This is a genomic window from Ruegeria sp. HKCCD7628, from assembly GCF_057221005.1.
The window spans coordinates 782,107-808,086 of the sequence record NZ_JBWVBA010000001.1; the positions used below are offsets into that span (position 1 = coordinate 782,107).

General features: G+C 57.0%; 33 protein-coding genes. 15 read left to right on the forward strand and 18 right to left on the reverse strand.

The annotated features are described in order from the left end of the window. Positions 1-57: 57 nt before the first annotated feature. The 4 genes from AC2TAD_RS03920 to AC2TAD_RS03935 all read right to left on the reverse strand — a co-directional run bounded on the left by AC2TAD_RS03920 (position 58) and on the right by AC2TAD_RS03935 (position 4,789). Positions 58-2,736: an ATP-binding protein gene (locus AC2TAD_RS03920; RefSeq protein WP_480866065.1), complete on the reverse strand. Its 2,679-nt coding sequence runs from the start codon at positions 2,734-2,736 to the stop codon at positions 58-60. After that, a complete protein-coding gene (locus tag AC2TAD_RS03925) occupies positions 2,736-3,038 on the reverse strand; it encodes a hypothetical protein (protein WP_170355028.1) in 303 nt (100 codons plus the stop codon). Before AC2TAD_RS03925 ends, AC2TAD_RS03920 begins: the two co-directional genes overlap by 1 nt. Further along, the gene (locus AC2TAD_RS03930) at positions 3,035-3,415 is read right to left on the reverse strand and encodes a response regulator transcription factor (RefSeq protein ID WP_170355027.1); all 381 of its coding nucleotides are present in this window, start codon (positions 3,413-3,415) and stop codon (positions 3,035-3,037) included. The genes AC2TAD_RS03925 and AC2TAD_RS03930 overlap by 4 nt, the downstream gene beginning before the upstream one ends. 78 nt (positions 3,416-3,493) lie before the next feature. Next, the gene (locus tag AC2TAD_RS03935; RefSeq protein ID WP_480866067.1) at positions 3,494-4,789 is read right to left on the reverse strand and encodes a helix-turn-helix domain-containing protein; all 1,296 of its coding nucleotides are present in this window, start codon (positions 4,787-4,789) and stop codon (positions 3,494-3,496) included. A gap of 206 nt (positions 4,790-4,995) precedes the next feature. On the opposite strand from AC2TAD_RS03935, the gene AC2TAD_RS03940 reads away from it, so the two are divergent. The 4 genes from AC2TAD_RS03940 to aat all read left to right on the forward strand — a co-directional run bounded on the left by AC2TAD_RS03940 (position 4,996) and on the right by aat (position 8,220). Next, positions 4,996-5,532: a LuxR C-terminal-related transcriptional regulator gene (locus AC2TAD_RS03940; protein WP_480866069.1), complete on the forward strand. Its 537-nt coding sequence runs from the start codon at positions 4,996-4,998 to the stop codon at positions 5,530-5,532. 150 nt (positions 5,533-5,682) lie between these two features. Next, positions 5,683-6,180 (forward strand): acetyl-CoA carboxylase biotin carboxyl carrier protein, encoded by a 498-nt coding sequence (gene accB / locus AC2TAD_RS03945; protein ID WP_170355024.1) that lies wholly within the window; start codon positions 5,683-5,685, stop codon positions 6,178-6,180. Positions 6,181-6,189: 9 nt separating this feature from the next. Then, a complete protein-coding gene (gene accC / locus AC2TAD_RS03950) occupies positions 6,190-7,539 on the forward strand; it encodes an acetyl-CoA carboxylase biotin carboxylase subunit (RefSeq protein WP_353390546.1) in 1,350 nt (449 codons plus the stop codon). A 48-nt stretch (positions 7,540-7,587) separates the two neighbouring features. Then, on the forward strand, positions 7,588-8,220 hold the full coding sequence (aat, locus tag AC2TAD_RS03955; RefSeq protein ID WP_209194136.1) for a leucyl/phenylalanyl-tRNA--protein transferase: 633 nt from the start codon (positions 7,588-7,590) through the stop codon (positions 8,218-8,220). On the opposite strand, the gene AC2TAD_RS03960 is transcribed toward aat, so the two are convergent. From AC2TAD_RS03960 to AC2TAD_RS03985, 6 genes are all read right to left on the reverse strand, one after another. Then, positions 8,175-8,543, reverse strand: coding sequence for a DUF2155 domain-containing protein (locus AC2TAD_RS03960; protein WP_170753893.1), 369 nt, complete (start codon positions 8,541-8,543; stop codon positions 8,175-8,177). The two genes, aat and AC2TAD_RS03960, sit on opposite strands and share 46 nt — an antisense overlap. Further along, complete coding sequence (mlaD, locus tag AC2TAD_RS03965; RefSeq protein WP_170753891.1) at positions 8,543-8,992, reverse strand: outer membrane lipid asymmetry maintenance protein MlaD; 450 nt, start codon at positions 8,990-8,992, stop codon at positions 8,543-8,545. Before mlaD ends, AC2TAD_RS03960 begins: the two co-directional genes overlap by 1 nt. 12 nt (positions 8,993-9,004) lie before the next feature. Further along, positions 9,005-9,388 carry an NADH:ubiquinone oxidoreductase subunit NDUFA12 gene (locus tag AC2TAD_RS03970; protein WP_170355019.1) on the reverse strand — a complete coding sequence of 128 codons (384 nt, stop codon included), beginning with the start codon at positions 9,386-9,388 and terminating at the stop codon, positions 9,005-9,007. A gap of 79 nt (positions 9,389-9,467) precedes the next feature. Next, the gene (locus tag AC2TAD_RS03975; RefSeq protein WP_170753888.1) at positions 9,468-9,827 is read right to left on the reverse strand and encodes a RidA family protein; all 360 of its coding nucleotides are present in this window, start codon (positions 9,825-9,827) and stop codon (positions 9,468-9,470) included. A 63-nt stretch (positions 9,828-9,890) separates the two neighbouring features. Then, positions 9,891-11,156 (reverse strand): ATP-dependent Clp protease ATP-binding subunit ClpX, encoded by a 1,266-nt coding sequence (clpX, locus tag AC2TAD_RS03980; protein ID WP_170355017.1) that lies wholly within the window; start codon positions 11,154-11,156, stop codon positions 9,891-9,893. A 135-nt stretch (positions 11,157-11,291) separates the two neighbouring features. Next, a complete protein-coding gene (locus AC2TAD_RS03985; RefSeq protein ID WP_170753885.1) occupies positions 11,292-11,924 on the reverse strand; it encodes an ATP-dependent Clp protease proteolytic subunit in 633 nt (210 codons plus the stop codon). A gap of 338 nt (positions 11,925-12,262) precedes the next feature. On the opposite strand from AC2TAD_RS03985, the gene AC2TAD_RS03990 reads away from it, so the two are divergent. After that, positions 12,263-12,604: an ArsR/SmtB family transcription factor gene (locus AC2TAD_RS03990; RefSeq protein ID WP_170355015.1), complete on the forward strand. Its 342-nt coding sequence runs from the start codon at positions 12,263-12,265 to the stop codon at positions 12,602-12,604. Between the two features lie 15 nt (positions 12,605-12,619). Here the strand turns inward: AC2TAD_RS03990 and AC2TAD_RS03995 are convergent, their stop codons facing one another. Beyond that, entirely contained in the window at positions 12,620-13,645 is a 1,026-nt protein-coding gene (locus AC2TAD_RS03995; protein WP_480866072.1) for a zinc ABC transporter substrate-binding protein, read from the reverse strand. A gap of 92 nt (positions 13,646-13,737) precedes the next feature. Between AC2TAD_RS03995 and AC2TAD_RS04000 the strand changes: the two genes are divergently transcribed. From AC2TAD_RS04000 to AC2TAD_RS04015, 4 genes are all read left to right on the forward strand, one after another. Continuing rightward, on the forward strand, positions 13,738-14,217 hold the full coding sequence (locus tag AC2TAD_RS04000) for a Fur family transcriptional regulator (protein ID WP_170753880.1): 480 nt from the start codon (positions 13,738-13,740) through the stop codon (positions 14,215-14,217). Further along, a complete protein-coding gene (locus AC2TAD_RS04005) occupies positions 14,214-14,969 on the forward strand; it encodes an ATP-binding cassette domain-containing protein (protein ID WP_480866073.1) in 756 nt (251 codons plus the stop codon). Before AC2TAD_RS04000 ends, AC2TAD_RS04005 begins: the two co-directional genes overlap by 4 nt. Continuing rightward, complete coding sequence (locus tag AC2TAD_RS04010; protein ID WP_170355011.1) at positions 14,969-15,763, forward strand: metal ABC transporter permease; 795 nt, start codon at positions 14,969-14,971, stop codon at positions 15,761-15,763. Before AC2TAD_RS04005 ends, AC2TAD_RS04010 begins: the two co-directional genes overlap by 1 nt. A 74-nt stretch (positions 15,764-15,837) precedes the next feature. Then, positions 15,838-15,975 carry an entericidin A/B family lipoprotein gene (locus AC2TAD_RS04015; RefSeq protein WP_209194128.1) on the forward strand — a complete coding sequence of 46 codons (138 nt, stop codon included), beginning with the start codon at positions 15,838-15,840 and terminating at the stop codon, positions 15,973-15,975. 72 nt (positions 15,976-16,047) lie between these two features. Here the strand turns inward: AC2TAD_RS04015 and AC2TAD_RS04020 are convergent, their stop codons facing one another. The 3 genes from AC2TAD_RS04020 to AC2TAD_RS04030 form a co-directional block, all read right to left on the reverse strand. Then, the gene (locus AC2TAD_RS04020; RefSeq protein ID WP_480866075.1) at positions 16,048-16,194 is read right to left on the reverse strand and encodes a hypothetical protein; all 147 of its coding nucleotides are present in this window, start codon (positions 16,192-16,194) and stop codon (positions 16,048-16,050) included. A gap of 165 nt (positions 16,195-16,359) precedes the next feature. Beyond that, positions 16,360-16,809, reverse strand: a complete 450-nt coding sequence (locus tag AC2TAD_RS04025) for a hypothetical protein (RefSeq protein WP_234899443.1) — start codon at positions 16,807-16,809, stop codon at positions 16,360-16,362. Positions 16,810-16,925: 116 nt separating this feature from the next. Beyond that, a complete protein-coding gene (locus AC2TAD_RS04030; RefSeq protein ID WP_234899444.1) occupies positions 16,926-17,240 on the reverse strand; it encodes a hypothetical protein in 315 nt (104 codons plus the stop codon). 191 nt (positions 17,241-17,431) lie between these two features. Here AC2TAD_RS04030 and AC2TAD_RS04035 point away from each other — a divergent pair, with 191 nt between their 5' ends. After that, positions 17,432-18,379, forward strand: coding sequence for an aldo/keto reductase (locus AC2TAD_RS04035; protein WP_480866078.1), 948 nt, complete (start codon positions 17,432-17,434; stop codon positions 18,377-18,379). A 34-nt stretch (positions 18,380-18,413) separates the two neighbouring features. Here AC2TAD_RS04035 and lepA read toward each other — a convergent pair whose 3' ends face one another. Beyond that, positions 18,414-20,213: a translation elongation factor 4 gene (gene lepA / locus AC2TAD_RS04040; RefSeq protein ID WP_480866080.1), complete on the reverse strand. Its 1,800-nt coding sequence runs from the start codon at positions 20,211-20,213 to the stop codon at positions 18,414-18,416. A 56-nt stretch (positions 20,214-20,269) separates the two neighbouring features. On the opposite strand from lepA, the gene AC2TAD_RS04045 reads away from it, so the two are divergent. From AC2TAD_RS04045 to AC2TAD_RS04055, 3 genes are all read left to right on the forward strand, one after another. Continuing rightward, on the forward strand, positions 20,270-21,391 hold the full coding sequence (locus AC2TAD_RS04045; RefSeq protein WP_480866082.1) for a hypothetical protein: 1,122 nt from the start codon (positions 20,270-20,272) through the stop codon (positions 21,389-21,391). 163 nt (positions 21,392-21,554) lie between these two features. Continuing rightward, positions 21,555-21,863 carry a hypothetical protein gene (locus tag AC2TAD_RS04050; RefSeq protein ID WP_170770048.1) on the forward strand — a complete coding sequence of 103 codons (309 nt, stop codon included), beginning with the start codon at positions 21,555-21,557 and terminating at the stop codon, positions 21,861-21,863. A 66-nt stretch (positions 21,864-21,929) separates the two neighbouring features. Next, positions 21,930-22,871: a LysR family transcriptional regulator gene (locus AC2TAD_RS04055; protein WP_480866083.1), complete on the forward strand. Its 942-nt coding sequence runs from the start codon at positions 21,930-21,932 to the stop codon at positions 22,869-22,871. Here the strand turns inward: AC2TAD_RS04055 and AC2TAD_RS04060 are convergent. After that, a complete protein-coding gene (locus AC2TAD_RS04060; protein ID WP_170355005.1) occupies positions 22,868-23,311 on the reverse strand; it encodes a low molecular weight protein-tyrosine-phosphatase in 444 nt (147 codons plus the stop codon). The genes AC2TAD_RS04055 and AC2TAD_RS04060 overlap by 4 nt on opposite strands. A gap of 28 nt (positions 23,312-23,339) precedes the next feature. Here AC2TAD_RS04060 and AC2TAD_RS04065 point away from each other — a divergent pair, with 28 nt between their 5' ends. Both AC2TAD_RS04065 and AC2TAD_RS04070 read left to right on the forward strand, forming a co-directional pair. Continuing rightward, complete coding sequence (locus AC2TAD_RS04065) at positions 23,340-24,035, forward strand: NAD-dependent deacylase (protein ID WP_480866085.1); 696 nt, start codon at positions 23,340-23,342, stop codon at positions 24,033-24,035. A 60-nt stretch (positions 24,036-24,095) separates the two neighbouring features. Then, entirely contained in the window at positions 24,096-24,704 is a 609-nt protein-coding gene (locus AC2TAD_RS04070) for an HdeD family acid-resistance protein (protein ID WP_480866087.1), read from the forward strand. Positions 24,705-24,784: 80 nt separating this feature from the next. Here the strand turns inward: AC2TAD_RS04070 and AC2TAD_RS04075 are convergent, their stop codons facing one another. Both AC2TAD_RS04075 and AC2TAD_RS04080 read right to left on the reverse strand, forming a co-directional pair. Further along, positions 24,785-25,258: a copper chaperone PCu(A)C gene (locus AC2TAD_RS04075; protein WP_170355002.1), complete on the reverse strand. Its 474-nt coding sequence runs from the start codon at positions 25,256-25,258 to the stop codon at positions 24,785-24,787. 41 nt (positions 25,259-25,299) lie between these two features. Then, positions 25,300-25,650 carry a hypothetical protein gene (locus AC2TAD_RS04080; RefSeq protein ID WP_170355001.1) on the reverse strand — a complete coding sequence of 117 codons (351 nt, stop codon included), beginning with the start codon at positions 25,648-25,650 and terminating at the stop codon, positions 25,300-25,302. Between the last annotated feature and the right edge of the window lie 330 nt (positions 25,651-25,980).

Consider the following 25,980-nt stretch of genomic DNA (forward strand, 5'->3'; position numbering starts at 1 on the left):
CCTGTGCCTGACATCCGGTCTAACCCAGCTGAGGTTACGAATGTCTTTACGCGCCCACTACTGAGCGGCCTGACGGTAGGCCAATGGAACGCGAACTCGGAACGCAGCGCCGCCCTGACCGGGAAGATAGGTGATCTCACCCCCCAGCCGCTGCATGATCTCGCGGCAAATTGCCAGGCCCAAGCCCGCGCCTCCGGCCTTTTCACCGCTCACACGGGCAAATTTCTCGAACACCATTGAACGAGCTTCCGGAGGGATGCCGCTGCCATTATCGGCAAAATCAACCACCACTTGCCCACCAACGTCATGAGCCGAGATGGTCAGCACAGGTTCATCCGCGTCGCAGTATTTTTGCGCATTCGAGATTAGGTTGATAAAGACTTGCCCCAACCGATCCAGGTCGGTGTGAAGCGGAATACGTTCGGCCGACTTGGATCGCCGCACCTCGATACCAGTGCTTGATCCCGCCAGGGCGCTTGAGACGGCCCGGTCCAAAACCGAGCGCAGCGTATCGCCCCCCATGTTCAGGTTCACCCTGCCACTTTCCAAGACGCTCAGGTCCAGCAGATCATCCAACAGGCGAGTCAATCGGAGCGCCTCATCGTGGATGATCGCAGCATAGCGCGTCTGTTCCTCGGGACTTAATCCGTCAGTGTCGCGCATGATTTCGGAAAAAGCCCGAATTGAGGTCATAGGCGTGCGCAATTCATGGCTGACCTGGCCCAAAAAATTGTCTTTTTGCTCAGAAATTTGAGTCAGTTTTGTGTTCGCATCCCGCAACTGGCGCGCCGTCCGGGTCAGCTCGGCCGACTTTGTCTCCAACTGGCTGGAGTATTCCAACAGTTGCGCCGATTCATCGGCCACAGCCAGCAGGTCTTCGACCGAGACCGACGAGCCGCCCACAATCTGCCCAATCATCGCATGCGCCGTCGCCGCGCCGACAGATCCGCTGAGCTCTCGCTCCAGCCGTTCCAGAAAGGCAGGTGTCGGCTCTGGCAGACTGGAACGTCCACCTTGCCGTTCCGACTCGGCCTGAAAGAAGTCCTGCGCCGGACCCGCGCCCAGGATACGCTGGGTCATGATCATCAGATCTTCGCTCTGCGCCACAAAGCCGCTCCAGCCCCGAGGCGCTACGGAATGGTCGAACACATTGACGAACTGCGCACCCTGCAAGCGCTCCAGCGGGCTGGGAAAACTAAGCAACGAGGCCACGCAGAACGCCACCGTGTTCAGAGACAGTGACCACATGACCGAATGCACGATCGGGTCCATATCTTCGATCCCGAACAGCGCCTGAGGTCGCAGCCACTCCAAACCGAATGGACCGTTCTGAATGATGGTACCAGACATGAACCCGCCACCCATCTCCGGCAGCAACAAGGTGTAAATCCACAATACAAACCCAACGGTCAACCCGACAAGAGCCCCTGTCCGGGTCGCCCCGCGCCAGAACAAACCACCCACAAGGGCCGGCAAAATCTGGGAAATTCCGGCAAAAGCTATAAAGCCAATAGACGCCAGGGCCGCTCCGCCACCGGACAAACGGTAGTAAAAGAACCCAAGCGCCATGACGACTGCAATGGATATCCGCCGCGCCATAAGAACAACATGCCGGACATCCCCCGAGACCGATCCTGCCCCCCCTTGCGTGCTAAGCCAGATCGGCATGACAACATGGTTAGACACCATCGTCGACAACGCCATGGCTGTGACAATCACCATGGATGTGGCCGAAGAAAAACCGCCGATGAACGAGAGCATCGCCAGCCACTCATTCCCTTGAGACAGAGGCACGGTGAGTACGAAAAGGTCAGGGTTGGATCCTTCGGGCAAAAGGTCCAACCCCACAACTGCGATGGGCACGACAAACAAACTCATTAGCAGCAGGTACAGAGGAAATGCCCATGCGGCTGTCCTCAGATGCGCCTCGTCCGAATTTTCGACCACCATGACTTGAAACATCCGAGGCAAGCAGACGAAACATGCCGCCGACAGAAACACAAAAGTAGTCCAGCGCCCCGCATCCACGTTCCATTGACCGATTTCGGACGAATCGATCTGGTCCAACATGGGACCAAGCCCGCCCGCGACGCCCCAAACCACAAAGATCCCAACAGCCAGAAGGGCAAAGAGCTTGACCACCGACTCCAGCGCGATGGCGGTCACAACCCCGTGGTGCCGTTCATTGGCGTCAAGGTTCCGTGTTCCGAACAGAATCGCGAAGACTGCCAATCCGGCAGCGACCCAAAACACACTGGATCCTTCGCGATAAAGACCTGTCGGATCGGCCTCGGCGAAAATCGAGAAAGACAGGGTGATGGACTGAAGCTGCAAGGCGATGTAGGGCGTACCCCCCAAAACGGCCAACACGGTCACACAAATCGCCAGGGTGTTGGATTTTCCGTAACGCGAAGAAACAAGGTCTGCGATCGAGGTCACCCTCTGGCTGCGCCCCACCCTTACCAGTTTGCGAAGGCCCCACCACCAGCTGATCATGACCAGCGTGGGACCAAGGTAGATCGTCACGAATTCCAACCCCGATCGCGCAGCGTTCCCGACCGCGCCATAGAATGTCCAGGCGGTGCAGTAGATCGACAGCGACAGCGTATAGATCAAGGGGGATCGCAGCCACGCCCCACGGCCTGCAGCTGCCAGCCTGTCAGCCGCAAAGGCTACACCGAACAACAGTACAACATAGCCCAAGCACACCAGAATCAGGACGTTCAGCGTTGCCATCAGTCTGGTCTCTGATCGGTTTCGTCTTGAGTGGCCATACGTCTGGCTGCAAAACCAAAAACCAAACTGATGCCAATCAGAACGGCCCAGCATACGAAGATATAAAGAATGGCCGACGATAGCCGAATGCCGTCTCCTGCCTCATCAGACCCCGGCCACAGCAATGGGATGGCAAACAAAGCGGCGCCTAGAATCGGCAAAAAGCGAGCGGCATCCGACAGTCGGCGACGGCGATAGCTTTGACGTTCCAAAAACAGCGAAGGCCGAACACCCTGTGGCCGTCGATCTTCGCTAATGCTCATGACCGCGTAGCCTGAGCGTGCAAATCCCGCACCGCGGTCAAAACCTCGGCATTCGAGAACGGTTTGGTCATGAAACGACTGACTCCGGCATTTTCGGCCATCTCGCGATCCCGCAGCTGTCCGCGCGCGGTCAGCATCAGAACCGGCAAGGTCTTCAAGTCTTCAAGCTCGCGCAGGTCGCGCAGGATTTCCATCCCGCTCTTGCCCGGCAACATGACATCCAGAATAACCAGATCAGGGTCGGCGCTTTGGATAACCCGCAATGCGTCCAACCCTTCGGCATGCGTTTCAACCTGCCAACCCTCGCGCGTCAGCAAAAACCGAATAGCCTCGGCAATGTTCGGCTCATCCTCAATTAACAGAACCTTACGGCTCATTTGTAGTATTCCTCCCCGTGACGGGCTACCCATCCGTAAACCTGTCTAGGCCAGCTTACGCCGTCTGTCAGGAAACTGTCAAAAACCTTCGCTCAGAATTGACGGTTCACGACGAGATTCACATTCAGCGTTCGGACACACGCGACAGCTGGGGCCAACACGAGCCACATTCTGCGCATCCTGAGGGCCTTCATCCACTGATCGCACCAACATCACAGAACGATACACTGGTGCGTCATCATAGCCCAAAGCCGCTTGCGGCCATGCATAGGCAAAACAGTCAAATTCGGCCGCTGAACGCCCCAACTGAACAATCCGCTTTCGGATGGGCACAAGAGGTCTGTTTAATGCCTGAAACAAGGGCCACAACGGGCACGCCTCGCCAAAGCGTGGCATCGCAAAGCCCGGAACCGCCTTGGCGAACAGAATACTGCCTGAGGCATCACATATCACCAACCCAGTCGGTCGCGACAGAACGCCCGGCGGCAAAGCAGCCAACCGGCGCAAGACGGTCGCGATATCCACCGAAAACTGCCGCGACAGCTGCAGCGGGTCAGGTTCAGACCCTTTAAGTGCAGCCTTTACAGCCTCCAACGGCATCGCCAGCGCATCCTGTGCATACACATCCAGAAACGCGCGGGTCACGCTTTTTACCGCGGCGGAATCAAGCGCCTCAAGATCGACTTCGCTACTGCTGCCGCCGCTTTCGATTTCAGGAAAATGGTGGCTGCGCGCCTCGAAAAAAGCCTCCGCCTCCTCCAGTGGTACGCCGCGTCGGTCATCCGCCGAGTCAGCATCGTCCAGATAAGTCACCAACGATTTCGAACTGTCTGCAAGCCGTTCTGCATCCTGGTGCAGGTTGCGGTGAAAACGGTCCTGCCATTCCGGCTCGATTTCCTGAGTTTCTGCCAGAATTGCAGCGGTCGAACGAATGGCGGCGGCGGTCGACAAGACCTCATGCATCGAAGCCGCAAGATGCGGATCATGGGTTAGACGGTCCGACAGCGTTTCGACTGTGCGCTCCAGAGAGACTACGCGACGATGCATCTGTGCTAGCACACCTGCCCAACCGGAGAACCGCCCCGCGAACTCCTCAACCGCATCGATTTCAGCGTTTTGTCCGATTGCGTCCGCCGCCGCTTCCCGCAATGCCGAGATCAAGGTGGCTTCGACCCCCTGCGTCAGCACCGAAGGTTCGACAGCAAGAGCCGATGCAATGTCAACAAGCAGCTTGCCCCCGATCCTTCGGCGATTATGCTCGATAAGGTTCAAATAAGACGCTGATATCCCGACCTTTCGGGCCAATTCCGCCTGCCGCAACCCCGCGATCAGACGCCGCTCGCGAATTCGGCTACCTGTCAGTGTATCGCGCATGTTTTGGCCCCTCCCCAAAGGCATATTCCGCGACTAACCTACCTTCTATTTTCAGAACTATTCAATAAATACTTTTACTTAAGGACTAGTTTTCAATCTCTATTTACATAGTTAACAATTCTGACAGAACGCACTCTCGCGCCCGAAACGTCAGTTTCTGTGCCCAACCCCTTCAATTCCGTGTCAATTCCCGGCACGATGCAAGAATGAGTGACCCTGCGTTCGAATACGCCCCCATTGGCCTTGTAGAGCTGGAGAACCGGATCATCCGGCGCTGCAACCTGCAATTCGCGCGTACGTTTGGCGGGGAAGAGACAGAGTACCGCAATATGCCGCTGCTGCACCTTTACCCATCAGTCGCGGATTGGGAGAGGATCGGCGCGCGCAGCCTGCAGGTGATGCGCGGCACAGGCTACTACACGGATGAACGAGTCATGCGTCGACGCAATGGCGATCTGTTCTGGTGCCGCGCGCGTGGACGATCCTTGACCCCTGACGACCCGTTCCGCCACGGGATCTGGAGCTTTTCCGACATCTCCGAGGAACGCCCTCTGGTCGAGCTAACTCAGCGCGAACGCGAGGTTGCCATTCTTTCATGCCGCGGCTTATCCGCCAAGGAAATCGGCGCCGAACTGGGCCTGAGTTACCGCACTATCGAAGCCTACCGCGCTCGCCTGCTTGAGAAATTCGGCGCCCGAAAACTACCTGAACTTGTGGCAAAACTCTCTGGAATGCCGCTTTAGCGACTTTTTGCTTGAATTACTCGACCAAAACCGCACCGCGACAGGTCGAGACGCGCTTTTCATGGCAGTGCGCTTGGCTTATAACGCTGCGTAATCAGACCAAAGCCCGCAACGCACAGACGGGCCAAAGGGGAACCGTCGAGGACACTCATGACAGACACCAAACACGAAGCGGACGTGGCATTCATCAAAGCTCTGGCTGAACTGCTGCGCGAAAATGACCTGACCGAATTGCAGGTCAAACGCGAGTATGGCGAAGAAGACAGCCTGAACGTCCGGGTCAGCCGTATGACCCAGGCTGCGGCCGCGCCGGTTCAGATGGCCGTTCCCGCTGCTGCACCCGTAGCAGCCCCTGCTGCAGCAGCCCCTGCCGCACCCGAGGCCCCCGCAGCGCAGGAAGATCCGGCCAGCCATCCCGGTGCTGTGACCTCGCCTATGGTGGGCACCGTCTATATGCAGCCCGAACCGGGCGCGCCTTCGTTCATCTCGGTCGGCGCATCGGTGTCAGAAGGCGACACGTTGCTGATCGTCGAAGCGATGAAAACTATGAACCACATCCACGCGCCCAAATCGGGCACCATCAAGCGTATTCTGGTCGGTGACGGCGACGCTGTGGAATTCGGCACCCCTCTGGTCATCGTTGAGTAAGGCGGGCCCATGTTCGACAAAATCCTGATTGCCAACCGAGGCGAGATCGCCCTGCGCGTCATCCGCGCCGCGCGCGAGATGGGGATTAAAACGGTCGCCGTGCATTCAACAGCCGACAGTGACGCGATGCATGTGCGCATGGCGGACGAATCGGTGTGCATCGGCCCTCCGCCCAGCCCGCAAAGCTACCTGTCCGTGCCCGCCATCATCTCGGCCTGCGAGATCACCGGCGCACAGGCGATCCACCCCGGCTATGGCTTTCTGTCCGAGAATGCCGAGTTCGTGCAGATCGTCGAAGACCACGGCATCACCTTCATCGGCCCCACCGCTGAACATATTCGCGTGATGGGTGACAAGATCACCGCCAAGGACACGATGAAAGCCCTTGGTGTTCCTTGTGTTCCCGGCTCCGACGGCGGCGTTCCGACGCTGGAAGACGCCAAGCGCATTGGTGAAGAATTCGGCTATCCCGTCATTATCAAGGCCACTGCCGGTGGTGGTGGGCGCGGCATGAAAGTCGCGCAGACGGCGGATGAGATGGAAAGCGCCTTCATGACCGCTCGCGCCGAAGGCAAAGCCGCCTTTGGCAATGACGAGGTCTATATCGAGAAGTACCTGACCACGCCGCGCCATATCGAAATTCAGGTCTTTGGCGACGGTAAAGGCAAAGCCGTTCATCTGGGTGAGCGCGACTGCTCGCTGCAACGTCGCCATCAGAAGGTATTTGAAGAGGCCCCTGGCCCCTGCATCACCCCCGAAGAACGCGCGAAAATCGGCAAGATCTGTGCCGATGCAGTCGCCAAGATCAACTATATCGGCGCGGGCACCATCGAGTTCCTGTATGAAAACGGCGAGTTCTATTTCATCGAAATGAACACCCGTCTACAGGTGGAACACCCGGTGACCGAAGGCATCTTCGGCGTCGATCTGGTGCGCGAACAAATCCGCGTGGCCGCTGGCGAGGACATGTCCTTCGGCCAGGACGATCTGGAAATCAACGGCCACGCCATCGAGGTTCGGATCAACGCGGAAAAATTGCCCAACTTCTCACCCTGCCCTGGCAAGATCACGGCCTATCACGCGCCCGGCGGTCTGGGCGTGCGGATGGATTCGGCGCTCTATGACGGATACTCGATCCCGCCCTATTACGACTCACTTATTGCCAAGCTGATCGTACAGGGTCGTGACCGGGCCGAGGCGCTGGCGCGGCTGGAACGTGCCTTGGGCGAGCTGATCGTGGATGGTATTGACACCACCGTGCCTCTGTTCCACGCCCTGCTGCAAGAGCCTGATCTTCACAGCGGTGACTACAACATCCATTGGCTGGAAAAGTGGCTTGCCGAGAACATGGCAGACTAACATACTAAGGGCGAAGGGTTTTTACCTTTCGCCCTTTGAGACTCCAGTATGAGCCTGACCCCCGACCTCTTACTGCATGGCTACTCCATCGGCATTTTCCCGATGGCTGAGCACCGCGATGACCCCGAGTTGTTCTGGGTCGACCCCAAATTTCGCGGTGTGTTCCCGCTGGACGGATTCCACATTTCCCGCAGTTTGGCGCGGCGCATACGCAACTGCGGGTTCTCCATCACGATCAACCGGGACTTCGCTGGGGTCGTCGATGGCTGCGCCGACCGCGCCGACACGTGGATCAATGACGAGTTGCGCAACCTGTACCAACACCTACATCACACGGGCCATGCACACTCGCTGGAAGTGTGGGAGGAATCGGCTCTGATAGGCGGCGTCTATGGCGTTTGCCTTGGGGCCGCGTTTTTCGGCGAAAGCATGTTTTCGCGACGAACGGATGCGTCAAAGATCGCATTGGCCTATCTGACAGACAGGCTTCGCAGAACAGGATTTCATCTGTTCGACACCCAATTTCTGACAGCGCATCTGGCTTCTTTGGGTGCGATAGAAATACCCCGCACGCAATATCGGCAAGAACTGGAAGAGGCGATCAGCGCCAGCGCGGATTTTACCGCCGACTTAACTCAATCGCCGGATGGCGTTATACAACGAATAACCCAAACGTCGTAGCGCGAATGGTCCAGTGCATTCAGCGCCGGTGACGTGGCGATCATCCAACCGTCAAACAGTTGGTCAGTCTTGCCATTTTCCCAAATCGTGAGATAGGCAAAAGCATCACCTGTCGGGTTCTCGGCCGGATAGCGGCAATCGCCCAACGCGACGTCCAGACCAAAAACGGGCTGTGTTTCACCGTTCCGCATCTCGACGTCAACGGTTTGGCCGCTGACCTTGTCCAACCCACGCAGCATCGCACCCGGCCCCGACTGGACTTTTTGCTGCGCCGATGCGCCCGTGGCGGCCAGCATGGCAAGCACAATGGCGAGACGCCGCATTAGCTGCCATCCCCGGCGACAAACTTGACCAGAAGCGAAATCAGACTAACCGCGCCCTGGGTATCAGTGACCTGATCCCCAGGCTCGAAATAGAAAGGCGAGCCGCCCGGCATCACTTCAACGAAGTTACCGCCCAACAATCCCTCGGACGAAATTACAATCGCGCTGTCATCCGGAACCAGAATACCGTCCGAGATCGAAAACGTCGTATCCGCCCGGTAGGTTTCGGAGTTGAGCGTTACATCCGTTACAGTACCGATCTTGACCCCGGCCAATCGCACATCTGTTCCAACACCGACGCCTTCAAGCGACCGGAAAGATGCGCCCAGTTCATAACCCGTACCACCTTGCGACAGGCCGGTGGACTGGCTGGCATAGACCCCAAAAGCAACGGCACAGGCCAACACGGCGCCGCCAACCAGGACTTCGGAAACATTGTAGCTCGACATAATTTGCCTCGTTTATTCGGGGCTCCAAGCCTCGTAATCGGAACGTTCAATCGGGTCCGGGCGACGCAGGGACCCTGCAGGAGTATAGGCAAGCGCCGAACCGGTCAGGTTTTCCTGATGTGGTTTTTCCCACGATTTGTGCGGCAATGGTTTGTCAGTCGGAGGCTCGTCCCATGTACGGTGCAGCCAACCATGCCAGTCAGGATCGACACGGCTCGCCTCGGCTTCGCCATTGAAAATGACCCAGCGCTTGCTGTCATCCGCATTGCGGTAGAACACATTGCCCTGGTTGTCCTCGCCGACCTTTTCACCCTTGCGCGCAGTGTAAATCTGCGTGTTCAGAGTGGCCCCGTTCCACCAGGTCACGGCTCGCAAAAGACTGTTCAGGATCCCCATGGGCTGCCTCCGGCAATTCTGTTTCCGCAGATATGGACCAAAGGCGCGCCAAGGTCCAGTGTCACAAGGACCGCACCCCCTATTCCGGCAAATACGCGGTCACTTCTATTTCAATTCGGTATTTCGGGTCGATCAAATCGCATTCGATCATTGTTGCGGCCGGAGGATTCGCACCAAATGTCTCGCTCAAAATTGGCCAGCATGGCTCAAACTCAGCCTTGTCGGGTAACATGTAAGTTACACGAACAACGTCTGAAAAGCCTGCACCAGCTTCGGTCAGTGCCTTTTCAATCACCGTCAGTGCCGAACGGCACTGCTCAACCACGGTATCACCCTGCCCGACAGTACCAGAGACGTGCACCCAACCTCCGGCAACCACGGCGCGGCAATACCCTAGCTTAGGTTCAAATTCGCCACCTGATGAGATGCGCTTGATCATTTCAGTATCCTCATAAGAAAACGGCGCGGAGAACCGCGCCGCATGGATCAGATATGTAAGGTCTTAACCCGCCGAAGCAGATTCGGCCGCATCCGCATAAATGATTAGAGGCTGCGATTCAGATGTCACGGCCTCTTCGTTGACCACAACTTCGGTCACGTTTTTCAGACCCGGAAGCTCGAACATCGTATCCAGCAGGATGTCTTCCAGAATCGAACGCAAACCACGTGCCCCGGTTTTCCGTTCGATGGCTTTCTTGGCAATCGCCTTGAGCGCATCATCGGTAAAGGCCAGCTCGGCATCTTCCAGTTCAAACAGGCGCTGATATTGCTTGACCAGCGCGTTCTTGGGCTTGGTCAGGATCGTGACCAGAGCATCCTCGTCCAGATCCTCAAGCGTTGCCAGAACCGGCAGACGTCCAACAAATTCAGGGATCAGGCCAAATTTCAACAGATCCTCAGGTTCCAGATCCTTGAAAATCTCACCGACGCCACGCTCATCATTGTCACGCACGTCTGCCCCGAAACCCATGGCCGAGCCCTTGCCACGCTGTGCAATGATCCTGTCCAGACCGGCAAATGCACCGCCGCATATAAACAGGATGTTGGTCGTGTCCACCTGCAGGAACTCCTGCTGCGGATGCTTACGCCCGCCCTGCGGCGGAACGCTGGCCACGGTGCCTTCCATCAGTTTCAGCAGCGCCTGCTGTACACCCTCACCCGATACGTCGCGCGTGATCGACGGGTTTTCAGATTTGCGCGTAATCTTGTCTACCTCGTCGATATAGACGATGCCGCGCTGCGCACGTTCGACATTGTATTCGGACGCCTGCAGCAGTTTCAGAATGATGTTTTCGACGTCCTCACCCACGTATCCCGCTTCAGTCAGAGTCGTCGCATCCGCCATGGTGAACGGCACATCCAGAATTCGCGCCAGAGTTTGGGCCAGCAGCGTCTTGCCGCACCCCGTGGGGCCAATCAGAAGGATGTTGGACTTGGCAAGCTCAATATCGCTGCCCGCCTTCTGCGCGTGGTTAAGACGCTTGTAGTGGTTGTGCACGGCCACCGACAGGACCCGCTTGGCCGTGGCCTGACCGATCACGTAATCGTCCAGCACTTCGCAGATATCCTTGGGTGTCGGCACTCCGTCGCTGGATTTCAGGCCGCTGGCCTTTGTCTCTTCGCGGATGATGTCCATGCACAGTTCGACGCATTCGTCACAGATAAACACTGTGGGTCCGGCAATCAGCTTGCGCACCTCATGCTGGCTCTTGCCGCAGAAGCTACAGTAGAGCGTGTTTTTGCCGTCACCGCCTGAATTCGTCGCCATGTTCTACCTTTCGGGCTTCGTCCCTGCGGCCCCGCCCGGGGCCGCGCTTGCCGCATGTTGCTGCAGCTTAGGCCACCACTGAGGCGGCTACAATCTCAAAAATGTACCTCGCGCACGTGACGCGAGGACTTATTCTCAGCTCTCTTCGCCGTCCATTTTCGCACGGTTTTCGACGATTTCGTCGATATGACCCCAGTCTTTTGCTTCTTCCGGGCTCATGAAGTTGTCGCGATCCAGTGCTTTCTCAACAGCCTTTTTTGTCTGCCCTGTATGACGCACATAGATGTCATACAGTCGATCTTTCAGCTTTTGCGTCTCGGCGGCGTGGATCATGATATCGCTCGCCTGCCCCTGATATCCGCCGCTGGGCTGGTGCACCATGATACGGCTGTTGGGCAGCGAAAAGCGCATTCCTTTCTCGCCCCCGGCCAACAGAACCGACCCCATCGAGGCCGCCTGACCGATCACCAATGTCGAACACTTAGGTTTAATATACTGCATTGTGTCGTAAATCGACAAACCGCTTGTCACGACACCGCCAGGCGAATTGATGTAGATTGAGATTTCTTTGTTAGGATTCTCGGCCTCAAGATGCAGCAACTGAGCCACCACCAGATGGCTCATTCCGTCATGGATCGGGCCATTGATAAAAATGATCCGCTCTTTCAACAGGCGCGAGAAAATATCATAGGCGCGCTCACCCCGGCTGGTCTGCTCAACGACCATGGGGACGAGCGTATTCATGTAGGTATCAACGGGATCAAACATTAGGAACCTGCCTGCTTTGCTATGGATCGGGACTTTACCCGAAGAAACGTTACCTGAGTCTTAGTGTTGCCATAGAGGGGCTGCAAGGGGGGCCGGAGACTTCTGATCAACACATTGCTTTTTGTCGGCCATCGGCAGTTGTTTCTGCGTGGCGCGACACCGCCACTGCCCGTTTTCAACTAGGGGCTTCTTTTGTCTGCGGATGCTCTCTTTCCCATCACGTCATTTTGATTCATGCATATGGACAGATTTGGTCAGTATGTGCACTTAAGCGGCTCGAGTAACCGAGTCCGGATTTTACGTAGACCATCGCCCGACTGGGCATAAAGGACAAGATAATGGCACTGGCGCAGGTTAAGCAGGACATACCAAACGATAACATCGAGCTCATTGCAGGAAGCGCGACGCGGGCTTCGAATTTTCTGAAGGCGATCAGCCACGAAGGACGGCTGATGATCCTATGTCATCTTATATCCGGCGAAAAATCTGTGACAGAGCTAGAAGAGTTGCTGTCAGCGCGTCAGGCTGCTGTGTCACAACAGTTGTCACGACTTCGCCTTGAAGGGCTTGTTATGCCGCGCCGCGAGGGCAAGGCGATCTATTACCGCCTTGCTGATGACCGCCCCAAACGCATGCTCGAAGTGGTCTATGAATTGTTTTGTGAGGAACAGACAGCCTGAGCCGAACTGTTAAAATCACGACCCGTTTGCGCAAACCAGAAAGCTCTGTGCCATAGCCTGCAGCAACGTGGGGTAGAGCTTCGGACCTGGATCAACAGCGATTCCGACAGGGTCCAGATCAAGGATCGTGGCGCCTGCCCCCTCAATCGCGGTCTCTACCAGCCGGGTGTCGTATTGAGGCTCGGCAAAAGCGCAGTCTATTTGATCTTCTGAAACTTTTTCCCGAAGCGTTGCCAAGCGCGCGGGACCGGGGTTGGCCGCGTCCCCCAAGCTGACAGAGCCTGATGTTTCCAACCCAAAACGCTTTTCGAAATACTGATAGGCGTCGTGGAACGTGATGAAACGATGCGCCTTCATGTCGGCCAAATCTGCGTTGATCTGGTCGCCAAGCAGAGTCAATTCATTGTCGAACGCTTTGGCATTGTCTTGGTATGCCTGCGCATTTTCGATGTCGACCTCGGCAAGAATATTGGCAATCGCAAAAGCCCATGTCCGCGCATTCTCCGGATCAAGCCACGCATGTGGGTCTGTTCCGTCGTGGTCATGAGCATGATCTTCATGACCATGGTCGTCGTGGTCCTTGTGACCAGCATGGTCATCATGATCCGCGTGGTCCTCATGACCATGGTCTTCGTGGTCCTTGTGACCAGCATGGTCGTCGTGATCCGTGTGGTCGTCATGACCACTCTCTTCAACAACATCGCGGTATTCATGCAGGATCGTACCGTCAACCTCCAGCAAAGAAATCTTTTTTGACCCTGCCGACAAAGTGCTCAGCGGCTTGTCCATCCAAGGCGTCAATTCCTCACCAACCCAAAAGACAATGTCAGCAGATTGCAACGCGCGCGCCTCGGACGGGCGCATCGCGTGGCTGTGAGGCGACGCCCCAGGCGGCACGATCAGTACGGGCTCCGCGACACCATCCATAACGCGCGCAACAAGCGAATGAATCGGCGCAATATCAGCAACTACTTTGGGCGGTTCCGCAACAACCTGACTAGCCATAACAGCGCCAAGAACGCATACCGTGGAACGCAGCATAATGCCTCCTGAATGATATGTTATTACATTTACTGGTCGCTTGATATGCCCCACGTTATAACATATCAAGCCACAAAATGACGGAGCCCCTAATGAGTACAGTCGGTTTCAGGCAACATGATCACACGCATTGCGTTCAGACTGCCCTTGCGCAAGCCGAGGCCAAATGCAAAGCGAAACGCTTGCACTTTACGCCTGTCAGGCGGCGCGTCCTAGAGATCCTGCTTGAAAAACATAAGGCCATGGGAGCCTATGAAATTCTTGCAGTGTTATCCACCGAAGGGATGGGGTCGCAACCGCCTGTCGCGTATCGAGCCCTGGATTTTCTGGTTCAAAACGGGTTTGTCCACCGTATCGAACAACTTAATGCATATGCTGCCTGCGCGCATCCGACACACGACCATGTACCGGCCTTCCTGATATGCCGGGCGTGCAAGGCCGTCGCGGAAACAGAAACTGAACTGACTCAGGGCAGGCTGGGCGCTGCCGCGAACACTTCGGGCTTCCAGATCGAACGCGTCGTTGTCGAAGCCGAGGGTCTGTGCCCCGAATGCATAGGATTGCAGGCGTGACAAGAACTCTGATTACGCTGAAAGACCTGTCGATCCGCGCGGACGGCAGAACTATCCTTGAACATGTGAACGCAACTGTCTCGGAAGGTGAGATCGTAACGATTGTCGGGCCAAACGGATCAGGTAAGTCCACGTTACTACGCGCGATGATCGGGGCGGCTTTGCCCGCACATGGGACTGTCAAACAGGCCAAAAACCTGCGGATTGGTTATGTTCCGCAAAAGCTGGCACTGGACGCGGCTTTGCCCATGACGGTTCAACGGTTCCTCAGCCTGCCCCGCCGCGTTTCCGCACGTGACGCCATAACCGCGTTGGACCATGCGGGTGTACCTGACTTGCGAAACCGTCAGATGACCAAGCTGTCCGGCGGCCAGTTTCAGCGTGTCCTTTTGGCGCGCGCGTTGCTGGAGAAGCCGCAATTGCTTCTTCTGGACGAGGCAACCCAGGGGCTAGACCAGCCGGGTGCCGCCGCGTTTTATCAACGTATCGAGCAGGTTAGACACGATCTGGGATGCGCGATCGTAATGGTCAGCCACGACTTGCATGTCGTTATGGCGGCCTCAGACCGTGTGTTGTGTCTGAACGGGCATATCTGCTGCGAGGGCTCTCCGCGCTCGGTCGCAGACGCACCGGAATACCGCGCCTTGTTCGGAAGTGGGACGAAGGGAACAATGGCGCTTTACCAACACCAACATAGTCATTCACACGACCATGGTCACGGCTCGACACTCTCGCAGGAAAAGGCAGACTGATGCTGGATGACTTTATGGTACGCGCGGCCCTCGCTGGTGTCGGAGTAGCCATCGCAGCCGCTCCGCTTGGATGTTTCGTGGTTTGGCGCCGCATGGCTTACTTGGGCGAAGCAACCGCGCACGCTTCTGTGTTGGGAATTGCTCTGGCCCTCGCATTTTCCCTGCCAATTTTGCCCGCGATCATCGTTTCGGCCCTTACAATGGGACTAACCGTAACGCTGCTGAGGGGAAAAGGCTTCGCGATGGATACTCTGTTAGGAGTCATCGCCCACACCGCACTGGCGGCCGGACTGGTGAGCGTCGCACTTCTGTCGGACGTCCGGCTTGATCTGGATGCCTTTCTATTCGGCGACATTTTGGCCGTGGCAAAAACAGACTTGGTGACGATCTGGGTCGGTGGCGCTCTTATTCTGGCCGTGATGGTTCAGAGATGGTCTGCCCTGCTGGTTTCCACACTTAATCCAGACTTGGCCTATGCGTCTGGTATTGATCCCAAACGCGAGGAACTTTGGCTGACATTGGCTATGGCCCTGGCTGTGGCCGTGGCGATCAAAGTCGTGGGTATTCTGCTGATTGCGGCGCTTCTGGTCATCCCTGCAGCGGCTGCACGATCTTTGGTCCGAACCCCCGAAGCCATGGCTGTCTGCGCCGCGATCCTTGGCTCTTTGGCGGCGTTGGGTGGGTTGGCGGGGGCTTATATGGCAGATACGCCCGCCGGTCCCAGCATTGTCTGCGCCGCGGCCCTGGTGTTTCTGGTAACCGGGGTCAGCGGCCCCTACCTTTACCGAAACTGAAACCGCCCAAACCGCTGGTTACATACGGGAAAAACTGCTACGACGCTCAGAGAACAAAACCTATGGAGCAAACGATGATCCGCACTCTACTAATTGGGGCCGCCCTATTGACTTTGACAGCGTGTGAAACGGCAAAAGGTGTCGGGAAAGACATCGGCAAAGCTGGCGACGCGATTAGCAACACTGCAAGTGACGTACAGCAGGCTATTTAACGACTGCGGCATGTGACCTGAAGCCGGTGATACAGCAGCGCATTCTCTACACTCGGTGACGCGATCACCGGGTCAACCAAAAATCTGGCGAACGCGCAGCCACACCATTTTCAGGATTTTCAACAAGTTGGGTCGGACAACGGCTTCGTTTCGCCACACGAGGCTGCGCTGAAGGTCCGCACGGGTCAGGAAACCGATGCCGGGAACACATTCCGACATCGGGCCATCCTGCCCTTATCGCGAGCGATCCAGCCACCGCCCGACCCGTCTCCTCCCTGTGGAGACCAATTTGAGAAGCGCTCCGACCCGGCCGGAATTACCCACTAAGCGCTGCAGATTAACTACAGCCGGTACCCCCTACAGCCCAACCGGACCGGAAACGCTTCAGTTCACCTGACGTTCCAGAACGGTGCTGTAGGTCGTTCCGCGACGCAGGCTACGGAAATCCGCATAAATCTTGCCGTCCTCATACCGGGCATCAATCAGCGCATTCACACCGATCTCGGGATTGGCCGAGCTTTCGACGATGCTGATCCGGGTCGGGTCGTCCAGGCTGATGGTCCCGGTGGCATCCAGCATTCGCCAGTCCTGAGCGGCACTTGACCGCCACTTGCTGGGCCCCCAGAACACATTGTCTTGCTGTTTTTGGATATCCAGCACCCACTCGGCGTTGTTGAACCGGGGCACATCGCCGGTCGTTGTCCGGTTCGGGCCGACGGCAGTATAGCTGCCCACCCACGTCCCGCGCAGGTCGGGCGTGTCGGCCATGGCTGTCGTTGCAAGAGTAAGGCTCGTGGCCAGAGCGGCTGCTCCGGCAGTCATAAATCTGGTCATTGTCTCTTCCTCCGTTTTGTCCAGGCCGGTGCTGGCCTGCTGAACAGATTGGGAGGGTGCAGACGCGTTACAACATTTGTGAAGGAAGCTTCATGAAGGGTTCAGATTGCGGTTAATCAGGCCCACGCCAAGGCGGTTCCGGCGACAACCAAGGCAATCCCGATCCCTTCCCGCATCGAGAAATCTTCACCGAACAAGAAGAACGAGGCAATGGCGATCAGCACAACCTCGGCCCCCAGAATGCCGGTATAGATGATGCCCAACCGCTCCTCGCGCAGCGCGGCAAGCTCCAGCGTTGCGGCGGCCAGCAGGGTTGCCACGATCAACAGGCTAAGGCCGAGGCCGGGGATTTTCCACCAGAACTTCATCGAGATCATGGCAATGGAATAGAGACCTGCCGATCCGAGGGCGATTATGGGGACCATGGACATAGGGGCCTCCTGCCGAAGTTGCCGCTAGGTCACCACTAACAAGTTTTAAAAAGTTGGGCTGTGAGCTGGATCACAGATTCGGATATCCTGTTTGGATTTCAAGTGATTTTACTCAGCCCTCAAGCTTGAAGTGCATAACGGTCCCGCAGAATATTCATATATTCTGATTCGAATTTTCAGGGAGGGGAGCAATGACGACGTTTCACGAAATCGGTCTAACCGGGGTGCGAATTCCTCGAATTGGTTTTGGGTCAACAGGGATAGGTAGCATTCCGCAAATCTATGGTTACGAAGTTGATGAGAATAGGGCGCGAGAAACCTTGCGCACAATACTTATCCGCCCCGACGGGTTTATCGATACCGCCCGCGGCTATGCTATGGGCCGAAGTGAAGACCGCATTGGGAGCGTAATTCGTGAACTCGGTGGTTTGCCAGAAGGCTGTGTATTGTCCACGAAAATCGACCGCGACATGGAGACGAGCGTGTTCGACGCTACCCAAGCGAGGCGGTCTTTAGAACAAAGCCTGAAGGCACTCGGCGTAGACAGCGTCGACATCCTTCACCTCCACGACCCGGAATACGCCGGTGATATGTCAGAGATCACGCGCAGCGGAGGTGCGCTGGACGAGTTGTTCAAAATCAAAGAGGAAGGCCTTGCAACTGCCGTTGGTTTGGCCGGCGGACGGCTGGACGTCTTGTCGCCTATGCTGCGCGACTGGGACTTCGATGTTGTGATGACGCATAACCGGCACACACTTGTAAACGTGAATGCTTCACCCCTAATCGAACAAGCCGTTTCCAAGGGTGTCACCGTGTTAAATGCAGCACCCTACGCGGGAGGAATTCTGGCAAGAGGTAGCGCGGTTCACCACTTTTACGTTTACCGGCCAGCAACAGAAGAAATGCTCGCGCCTGTGCGCGCGGTCGAAGATATCTGTGCCCGATACGACGTTCCAATGGGCGCGCTGGCGCTGCAATTCTCGCTTCGAGATGCAAACATTGCTTCAACAGTTTGCGGGGTGACGTGGCCCCAGCATGTAAACCAAACGCTTGAGTGGGCCGATTGGGACATACCTGAGGCGGTCTGGACTGAACTCACCGACCTCGGACAATCGGACGCCGATCCAGAATCCGCGTAAACTTGGACAAACCAAGAGGAAGAAATGGACAGCCTCAGCTGTCCATCTTCAGCGCCGAAATAAACGCCTCCTGCGGGATATCCACCTTCCCGAACTGACGCATCTTCTTCTTACCCGCCTTCTGCTTGTCCAGCAGTTTGCGTTTCCGCGTGGCGTCGCCGCCGTAACACTTCGCGGTCACGTCCTTACGCAGCGCCGAGAGGGTCTCGCGGGCGATGACCTTGCCTCCGATGGCGGCCTGGATCGGGATTTTGAACATGTGGCGCGGGATCAGGTCCTTGAGCTTTTCGCACATCGCACGGCCCCGCATCTCGGCCCGGTCGCGGTGAACCATGGTTGATAGCGCATCGACCGGTTCGTCATTCACCAGCACCGACATCTTGACCAGATTATCCTCGGTATAGCCGGTCATCTGGTAGTCGAAGGACGCATAGCCCTTGGTTACCGATTTCAGACGGTCGTAGAAGTCAAAGACGACCTCGTTCAGGGGGAGGTCATAGACGACCATCGCGCGGCTACCCGCATAGGTCAGATCCAGCTGGATGCCACGGCGGTCCTGACACAGTTTCAGCACGTCGCCGAGGTATTCGTCGGGCACCAGAATGGTCGCCTTGATGCGCGGTTCCTCGATATGATCGACCTTCGAAGGATCGGGCATATCGGCGGGGTTGTGCAGCTCGATCATCTCACCGTCTTTCATGTAGACGTGATAGATCACCGACGGCGCAGTGGTGATGAGCTCGATATCATATTCGCGTTCGATGCGGTCGCGGATGACCTCAAGGTGCAACAGCCCTAGGAAGCCGCAGCGGAAACCAAAACCAAGTGCCGCCGAGGTTTCCATTTCGAACGAGAACGAAGCGTCGTTCAGCGCCAGTTTGTCGATCGCATCCCGCAGGTCTTCGAATTCGGAACTGTCGACGGGGAAGAGGCCACAAAACACCACCGGCTGCGCGGGTTTGAAGCCGTCCAGCGCGTCCTCGGTGCCGTTGCGGTCATTGGTGATCGTGTCGCCCACGCGCGTGTCGCGGACCTGTTTGATTGAAGCGGTCAGAAAGCCAATCTCACCGGGTCCGAGGCTGTCGACCATTTCCATCTCGGGCCGGAAGACGCCCACGCGGTCGATATGGTGCAGGGTGTTGTTCGACATGAACTTGACCCGCATGCCCTTTTTCAGCGTGCCGTCCATGATGCGGACCAGAACGATCACGCCGAGATAGGCGTCATACCACGAATCCACCAGCATCGCCTTGAGCGGCGCGTCGAGGTTGCCCTGCGGTGCGGGCAGTTGCTGCACGATGGCTTCCAGCGTCTCGTGGATACCCTGCCCCGTTTTGGCCGAAACCTGAATGGCGTCGGTCGCGTCGATGCCGATCACATCCTCAATCTGTTCTGCCACACGGTCACAGTCGGACGCGGGCAGGTCGATCTTGTTCAGCACCGGCACGATCTCATGATCAGCGTCGATGGCTTGGTATACATTTGCCAGCGTCTGCGCCTCGACCCCCTGGGTCGAGTCCACTACCAGCAGAGAGCCCTCGACCGCGCGCATCGACCGGCTGACCTCATAGGCGAAATCCACGTGGCCGGGGGTGTCGATCAGGTTCAGCACATATGCCTCGCCATTGTCGGCGGTATAGTCGATGCGGACCGTGTTGGCCTTGATTGTGATGCCGCGTTCACGCTCGATATCCATGCTGTCGAGCAGCTGTTCCTTCATGTCGCGATCCTTGACCGTTCCGGTCTCTTGGATGAGCCGGTCAGCAAGGGTGGATTTGCCATGGTCGATATGCGCGACGATGGAGAAATTGCGGATATGAGCGAGGTCTGTCATGGGTTGGGGATATGTAGAGGAATCGTGGGTTGGTCAATAGAAATGGGTTCAGCATCATGGCGGAAATCGAAGATCAGTATGACTGCGAACGTTGGTTGGCTGGGAATACCCCCAAAGCCCACAATGTTATCGCTTCACGGTCGGCAGTTCGATCATTGCCATCCATAACAGCAGACGAAGGAACTATTTCAGAATCCGTGCTCTTACCATGCCTCCGCGCAGGGATCAGCGCTGTTACCCATTCGGTAGAATTGGATGGCCCCTCGGGGTTTGCAGCTGCAAGAGCAGCCAGCGCGCTTGATACCATAGCTGCTGTAAACGGCAACTCTCCCTCCCCTCTTGGCCACTACTCCGTTTCAGCGGGATGTACCGCCATTCTCGCAGCAGCAAATTGTGCCTTAGCAAACGACACTCAAGCCGAGGCGTTGCAGGCGATAAACAATAGTGTGTTTGTCATCGATGAAGAACTGGCAAAAGCGTTGGACGCAGTAGAATCGGATATGGAGAAGATAGATTCCGGATTTTCAGCGCGGCAAGTCTACCAATATCCGTTATGGCCTCACCATTCTTTGCCGAATGGATGGCGCTATCTTAATGATGAGTTTATTAGCCACCTTGAGGCGACTCCCGAATTTTATACGTTCTGGGCGGATTGGTATCGCGCAATTTTGAATGGTGATCCATTGGACTGGGATTTGCAGCGGCAAGTCGCGACATTGGAGAATAAAGTGTGGGATGCAGGCCCCGAGGCTGTTGCGGCTGAGATTGAACAGATCAAGGCTCGCACAACAGTTGAAGTAGCGTTTGATGACCTCAGAGATAGCTTGAACACTCGGGTCTCCGCTCGCCTCGGCATTGGAGGGAACAACCCTCCCGAGAGCATTCCAGATGCGCATTTAGCCGGTTCAATTACTTTGATCTGGGAGGCCGAGAACGAGCTTTCGGGCGCCTTGGAAGAGGAAAAACCTGATCGTGAGCGGATTGATTCAATCTTGGCAAAGTTCAAGTCGGGATTGGCCGGCTTTCTCAAATGGTGCGCCAGCAAAGGCGATCTGGCGGTCGATACTTTGATCAAGTGGGGCATTCCTGCAATCGGGGCGGGGTATGTCGCTCTATATCCAGAGAAAATCAAGGCATTGATCGAAGCTATCGAGCGGTGGCTACCATTCCTTCCGTGACCGGCACCGTTCTGAGGCCAAGCCTACGGGCTGAGGTGACTCCGACTGGTGGAATCACAATTTTGAAACGCCCGATTGATCCCGAATCCAGTTTGATTCATACTCCGCCAAAGGCCGAGAGGGGCGCAAGATCCCTCCGGGCAGGCAAAAACGAGGCTCGAGCATGAAAAAGTTCCTCCTGATCGCATTCTGCGCTGCGTCTGTGGCAACCACTCCGCTGGCCGTCGGGGCCGCTCAGATCAAACAGGCATGTCTGGCATCCGACCGTTCGGCAGCGACACGCGACCGATGCAGTTGCATTCAGCGCGTGGCCGATCAGGCGCTGACGCGCAGCGACCAAAAGACCGTCTCGAAATGGTTCGCTGATCCTCATAAGGCGCAGGAGTTGAAGATGTCGCGCAGCGCGCGCGATGATGCTCTTTGGGATCGGTATCAGAATTTCGGCCAGATGGCGCAGGCGATCTGTAGCTAAACACCTCAGCATCCTTGACCTGACCCGCCCTGCGCCCCAGAAAAGGCGCAATGAAAGAGGTGTTCGATGGTGATGAAAGGGCTTACTCTGCGGGGACTTGAAGTGTTCGAGGCCTTGGCGCGCACCGGTTCGGTGGCGCAGGCGGCCGAGATCACCGGGCTCAGCCAGCCATCGGTCAGCCAGCAATTGCGCAATCTGGAAAACGCGTTGGGCACCGAACTGGTCGACCACGGACGCCGCCCGATGCGCCTGACGCAGGCCGGACGCAGCTTTCTGGCCCGCGCCGGGACCGTTCTTGCCGAATTGCAAATGGCTCAGAGCGAGTTGACCGTGATGGATCTGGGCCATCTGACCATCCTGTCCATCGGGCTGATCGACGATTTCGACAATGACCTGACGCCCCGGTTGGCGACATTGCTGGCCGACAGCCTAACGCGTTCGAAATTCAAGCTGATCACCCTGCCCAGCCTGGATCTGTTTGCCGATCTCGAGGCACAGCGCCTGCACATGGCCGTATCAGCCCATTCAGGTGAAGTGCTTGAAGGCGTTGCCGAATACCCGCTGGTGCAGGACCCGTTCATTCTGGTTACCCCTAAAGGAGCGCAGGATGCAGTGCAGACCCTACCCTTTCTGCGTTATGCCCGTGAACAGCTTATCAGCCGCCAGATCGAGGCACATCTGGCCCGCCAGAAACTAGAGTTCGAGGAACGGTTCGAGATCGGTTCGCACCTTGCGTTGATGGCGATGGTCGCGCGCGGCCTTGGCTGGGCTATCACCACGCCCTTGGGTTTCATGCGCGCCGCCCGGTTCCACGACGGGCTTGAGGCGCACCCTGCCCCGTTTGGGGACTTTTCTCGAATGATCTCGCTGTTCACCCGCACCGACTGGTCCGATCAGGTTCCGCAAGAGGTGGCCGATATGATGCGCCGACTGATGCGCAGCCAGATCGTGGACCCGGCCTTGACGCAACTGCCTTGGCTGGACGGTCGGCTTAAGGTGATGGCCTAACCACGCAGATGAGCGGCGAGGCCTTCCACAGCGGCCTCGATCAAGTCCAAAGCTCCGTCAAAATCACGGGTGTAATAGGGGTCGGGCACATGGTCCGCGCCGGTTTCTGGGGCAAAATCGGTCAGCAAGCGGACCGGAGTGTCGCTGCCCTCGGGGCGCAGATCCTCAATATTGGCGATGTTATCGGCATCCATGCCAAGGATCAAATCAAACCGGTTGAAATCCTCCGCCACAAATTTCCGGGCGCGCAAATCGCCCAGTGCTACCCCCCGTACCATTGCTGCCTTCTGCATCGGCCCATAGGGCGGGTCGCCGACATGCCAGCCCGAGGTCCCGGCGCTATCAGTCGTATGATGTGGTGCACGGGCGCGAAACACGCCCTCGGCAGCGGGTGAACGGCAGATATTGCCCAAACAGACAAACAGGATACGGTGGCTCATGCACCAAGGTGTAACGTGTGAGGTAGGAATGGAAAAGATTGTCATCCTGACCGGAGCCGGAATCTCGGCCGAAAGCGGGTTGGGCACATTTCGGGACGAAGGCGGGCTTTGGTCTCAGCATCGGATAGAAGATGTCGCTACACCCGAAGGGTTTGCGCGTGACCCGGCCTTGGTACAGGGGTTCTACAATGCCCGCCGCACACAGGCGGCGAACGCGCAACCCAATCCGGCCCATCAAGCGCTGACCCGGTTGCAACGCAACTGGCCCGGTGATGTTGTGATCGTGACCCAAAACGTAGATAGCCTGCACGAAGCCGGCGGGGCCAAAAACGTTCTTCATATGCACGGAACTCTTGCAGGGGCGCTTTGCGCCGCGTGCGACCACCGCTGGGTTGCCCCCCCGGAGATGTCCGTGGGTGAATCCTGTCCCGCATGTGCCGCACCGTCTGCCAGACCCGACGTAGTTTGGTTCGGAGAGATGCCTTATCACATGGAAACCATCTACGATCACCTTTCCGAGGCTGCGATCTTTGCTTCGATCGGAACTTCTGGGCAGGTCTATCCGGCCGCCGCTTTCGTGCACGAGGCTGCCAATGCTGGTGCACGGACCGTCGAATTAAACCTTGAACCCTCGGATGGCGCGTCCAGCTTTGAAACGGTCATCCTCGGCCCGGCGTCGGAAACAGTCCCACGCTGGGTCGACGACCTGCTGGGGCAACAATAGACGTCAGATACAAAAGAGATTTATTGTATACTGAACCCGCGACCACAACCGGAGGCCCACATGACCGACCCTCATACGCCGCACGAAGAAATCCTTGATAGCCACAGCCTGGACGGTCGCGAAGCGATGGGAGAGCAGCTGGCCAATCTGTGGTGGACTTTTTTGTTGCGCGGCATTCTCGCCGGTGTGTTGGGGGTTGCAGCGTTGTTCTGGCCGACGGGCAGCATTTCGCTTCTGTTGCGTCTAGTCGGTCTGCTACTGGTGCTTGACGGCGGCGTCACCCTGTTTGGGTTCGGTCGACGCGGCCTGATCGGAGGATTCGGAATAGGCGCTTTGCTTATTGGGCTGGTCCTTCTGATCTGGCCCGAGGGCGTGGCGCGACTGACCTTCTTCCTTTTGGGTGCATGGGCCCTGATTGCTGGCGTCGGTTCGCTGGCAGCGTGGCGACAAATACCGGATCAGCATCCAGATTCGGCAACCTTCCGCAATTCAGGGATCGTCGCGTTGCTGATTGGGCTGGTTCTGATGTTCTGGCCAGGCAGCGGAATGGTGGCACTGGGCTGGGCCATTGCGTTCTCGGCGCTGGCCTTCTCGGGGGTCATGATCTTCCTCGCATTGCGTTTCAAATCCGCCCGCGACCGCGTTTCGATGCGCGTCGTCAACCGCTAGACTCGACGCAAACAGGCCGGGCTCAGCCCGGCCTGACGCGTGGATGACCGCCGCAAAGCGGCGCGAAGACGCGCTGAGCTTCAGTGCGAATGCGACCCGTGCCCACCAGCGTCGTGACGCTTCAGATCAACCGGAATGTCGACCTCGACCTCGCCTGCCTTTTCGAAGATCAAAGTGACGGGGACAGTGGATCCTTCTTCGAAAGGCGCCGTCAGCCCCATGAACATGACGTGGTCCCCTCCGCGTTTCAGCGCACGAGCTTCACCCGCCGGGATCACGAACCCTTCCTCGACATGGATCATCTTGGCAACGCCGTTGGCATCAACCTCATGCGTGTGCAGTTCAACCCGCGCCGCAGCCTCAGATTCAACGGCGATCAACCGGTCATCTGCGTCACCGGTGTTTTCGATCATCATGAACGCCGCACCGGCTTTGGCAGTCTTGCCGGACGAACGCGCATAAGCATCTTCGACTGCAATCGAATCCTGTGCCACTGCGGCGGTTGCAATGGTGGCGGCGGCCAGAGTGGCCAATAGTTTGAATGAAAAGCGCATCTGGCTTCTCCTGCTTTAAGTGTCTGAGAATAAGTTGATTGTCAGAACACGACAGGAGGAGCCCGCGCAGGGTGATGTGGAATTGGTGCCGCAATCAGGTTGCGGCGTGTCCGTGCGGGTTGAACCTGATCGGGCTTTGGCGCTTCGGGCACGCGGGACGAAACATCAAGGACCGCCCCAAGCAACGTCATCGCATAGTCCGGACAGAAATGCGGAGGCTGCGTGGGTTGTCCATCCGCATCCGTATAGACGACCACAGGGCCGTCTCCGGTACACAAGACCATCTGCCCAACGGCAGTTTCCATGCCCCTAGACGCGGCTACTCCTTGCCCGGTGAGCAAGACAAGCAGCGACAATACAAAAGGCAACGTCTTATGCAGAACAGCTTTCATTTCGCCTTTGATATAGGCCGGACGTTAAGAGGGCTTCAAGCGCAATCGAATACGCTTGAAGCCCGTGGGTCAGGAGGAAAGTATCAACCGTCCCGTTCGGTACGCTTGACAGACCCTTTGGTCAGGCTTGTATGCAACCTGTTCACCTGACGTTGCATCCGAAAACATGTCCCAAAGGTTTTGCCGAAAAAAGCGGCCAACAGGGAGAAAGATTCGAGAGATTTGAAAGACATGAGAATGATCTCCGTCGGATGAATATGCTTAAACATAACGTCATTCAGACCGGAGGTATGTGAACAAAATCACTCCATATCCACGGATTGTCACCAA

Coding starts and splice junctions, on each gene's coding strand:
- AC2TAD_RS04055 (WP_480866083.1), top strand. CDS start 21,930: ATGGTGATGAAAGGGCTTACTCTGCGGGGACTTGAAGTGTTCGAGGCC.
- AC2TAD_RS04010 (WP_170355011.1), top strand. CDS start 14,969: ATGCTGGATGACTTTATGGTACGCGCGGCCCTCGCTGGTGTCGGAGTA.
- AC2TAD_RS03935 (WP_480866067.1), bottom strand. CDS start 4,789: ATGCGCGATACACTGACAGGTAGCCGAATTCGCGAGCGGCGTCTGATC.
- AC2TAD_RS03975 (WP_170753888.1), bottom strand. CDS start 9,827: ATGATCAAGCGCATCTCATCAGGTGGCGAATTTGAACCTAAGCTAGGG.
- AC2TAD_RS04020 (WP_480866075.1), bottom strand. CDS start 16,194: ATGTCGGAATGTGTTCCCGGCATCGGTTTCCTGACCCGTGCGGACCTT.
- AC2TAD_RS04080 (WP_170355001.1), bottom strand. CDS start 25,650: ATGAAAGCTGTTCTGCATAAGACGTTGCCTTTTGTATTGTCGCTGCTT.
- AC2TAD_RS04075 (WP_170355002.1), bottom strand. CDS start 25,258: ATGCGCTTTTCATTCAAACTATTGGCCACTCTGGCCGCCGCCACCATT.
- AC2TAD_RS04025 (WP_234899443.1), bottom strand. CDS start 16,809: ATGACCAGATTTATGACTGCCGGAGCAGCCGCTCTGGCCACGAGCCTT.
- AC2TAD_RS03925 (WP_170355028.1), bottom strand. CDS start 3,038: ATGAGCATTAGCGAAGATCGACGGCCACAGGGTGTTCGGCCTTCGCTG.
- lepA (WP_480866080.1), bottom strand. CDS start 20,213: ATGACAGACCTCGCTCATATCCGCAATTTCTCCATCGTCGCGCATATC.
- AC2TAD_RS04050 (WP_170770048.1), top strand. CDS start 21,555: ATGAAAAAGTTCCTCCTGATCGCATTCTGCGCTGCGTCTGTGGCAACC.
- mlaD (WP_170753891.1), bottom strand. CDS start 8,992: ATGTCGAGCTACAATGTTTCCGAAGTCCTGGTTGGCGGCGCCGTGTTG.
- AC2TAD_RS04060 (WP_170355005.1), bottom strand. CDS start 23,311: ATGAGCCACCGTATCCTGTTTGTCTGTTTGGGCAATATCTGCCGTTCA.
- AC2TAD_RS03940 (WP_480866069.1), top strand. CDS start 4,996: ATGAGTGACCCTGCGTTCGAATACGCCCCCATTGGCCTTGTAGAGCTG.
- AC2TAD_RS04045 (WP_480866082.1), top strand. CDS start 20,270: ATGGCGGAAATCGAAGATCAGTATGACTGCGAACGTTGGTTGGCTGGG.
- AC2TAD_RS04015 (WP_209194128.1), top strand. CDS start 15,838: ATGATCCGCACTCTACTAATTGGGGCCGCCCTATTGACTTTGACAGCG.
- AC2TAD_RS03995 (WP_480866072.1), bottom strand. CDS start 13,645: ATGCTGCGTTCCACGGTATGCGTTCTTGGCGCTGTTATGGCTAGTCAG.
- AC2TAD_RS04035 (WP_480866078.1), top strand. CDS start 17,432: ATGACGACGTTTCACGAAATCGGTCTAACCGGGGTGCGAATTCCTCGA.
- aat (WP_209194136.1), top strand. CDS start 7,588: ATGAGCCTGACCCCCGACCTCTTACTGCATGGCTACTCCATCGGCATT.
- AC2TAD_RS03970 (WP_170355019.1), bottom strand. CDS start 9,388: ATGGGGATCCTGAACAGTCTTTTGCGAGCCGTGACCTGGTGGAACGGG.
- AC2TAD_RS03920 (WP_480866065.1), bottom strand. CDS start 2,736: ATGGCAACGCTGAACGTCCTGATTCTGGTGTGCTTGGGCTATGTTGTA.
- clpX (WP_170355017.1), bottom strand. CDS start 11,156: ATGGCGACGAATTCAGGCGGTGACGGCAAAAACACGCTCTACTGTAGC.
- AC2TAD_RS04030 (WP_234899444.1), bottom strand. CDS start 17,240: ATGTCCATGGTCCCCATAATCGCCCTCGGATCGGCAGGTCTCTATTCC.
- accC (WP_353390546.1), top strand. CDS start 6,190: ATGTTCGACAAAATCCTGATTGCCAACCGAGGCGAGATCGCCCTGCGC.
- AC2TAD_RS03960 (WP_170753893.1), bottom strand. CDS start 8,543: ATGCGGCGTCTCGCCATTGTGCTTGCCATGCTGGCCGCCACGGGCGCA.
- AC2TAD_RS04065 (WP_480866085.1), top strand. CDS start 23,340: ATGGAAAAGATTGTCATCCTGACCGGAGCCGGAATCTCGGCCGAAAGC.
- AC2TAD_RS04000 (WP_170753880.1), top strand. CDS start 13,738: ATGAGTACAGTCGGTTTCAGGCAACATGATCACACGCATTGCGTTCAG.
- AC2TAD_RS03930 (WP_170355027.1), bottom strand. CDS start 3,415: ATGAGCCGTAAGGTTCTGTTAATTGAGGATGAGCCGAACATTGCCGAG.
- AC2TAD_RS03985 (WP_170753885.1), bottom strand. CDS start 11,924: ATGTTTGATCCCGTTGATACCTACATGAATACGCTCGTCCCCATGGTC.
- AC2TAD_RS04070 (WP_480866087.1), top strand. CDS start 24,096: ATGACCGACCCTCATACGCCGCACGAAGAAATCCTTGATAGCCACAGC.
- accB (WP_170355024.1), top strand. CDS start 5,683: ATGACAGACACCAAACACGAAGCGGACGTGGCATTCATCAAAGCTCTG.
- AC2TAD_RS03990 (WP_170355015.1), top strand. CDS start 12,263: ATGGCACTGGCGCAGGTTAAGCAGGACATACCAAACGATAACATCGAG.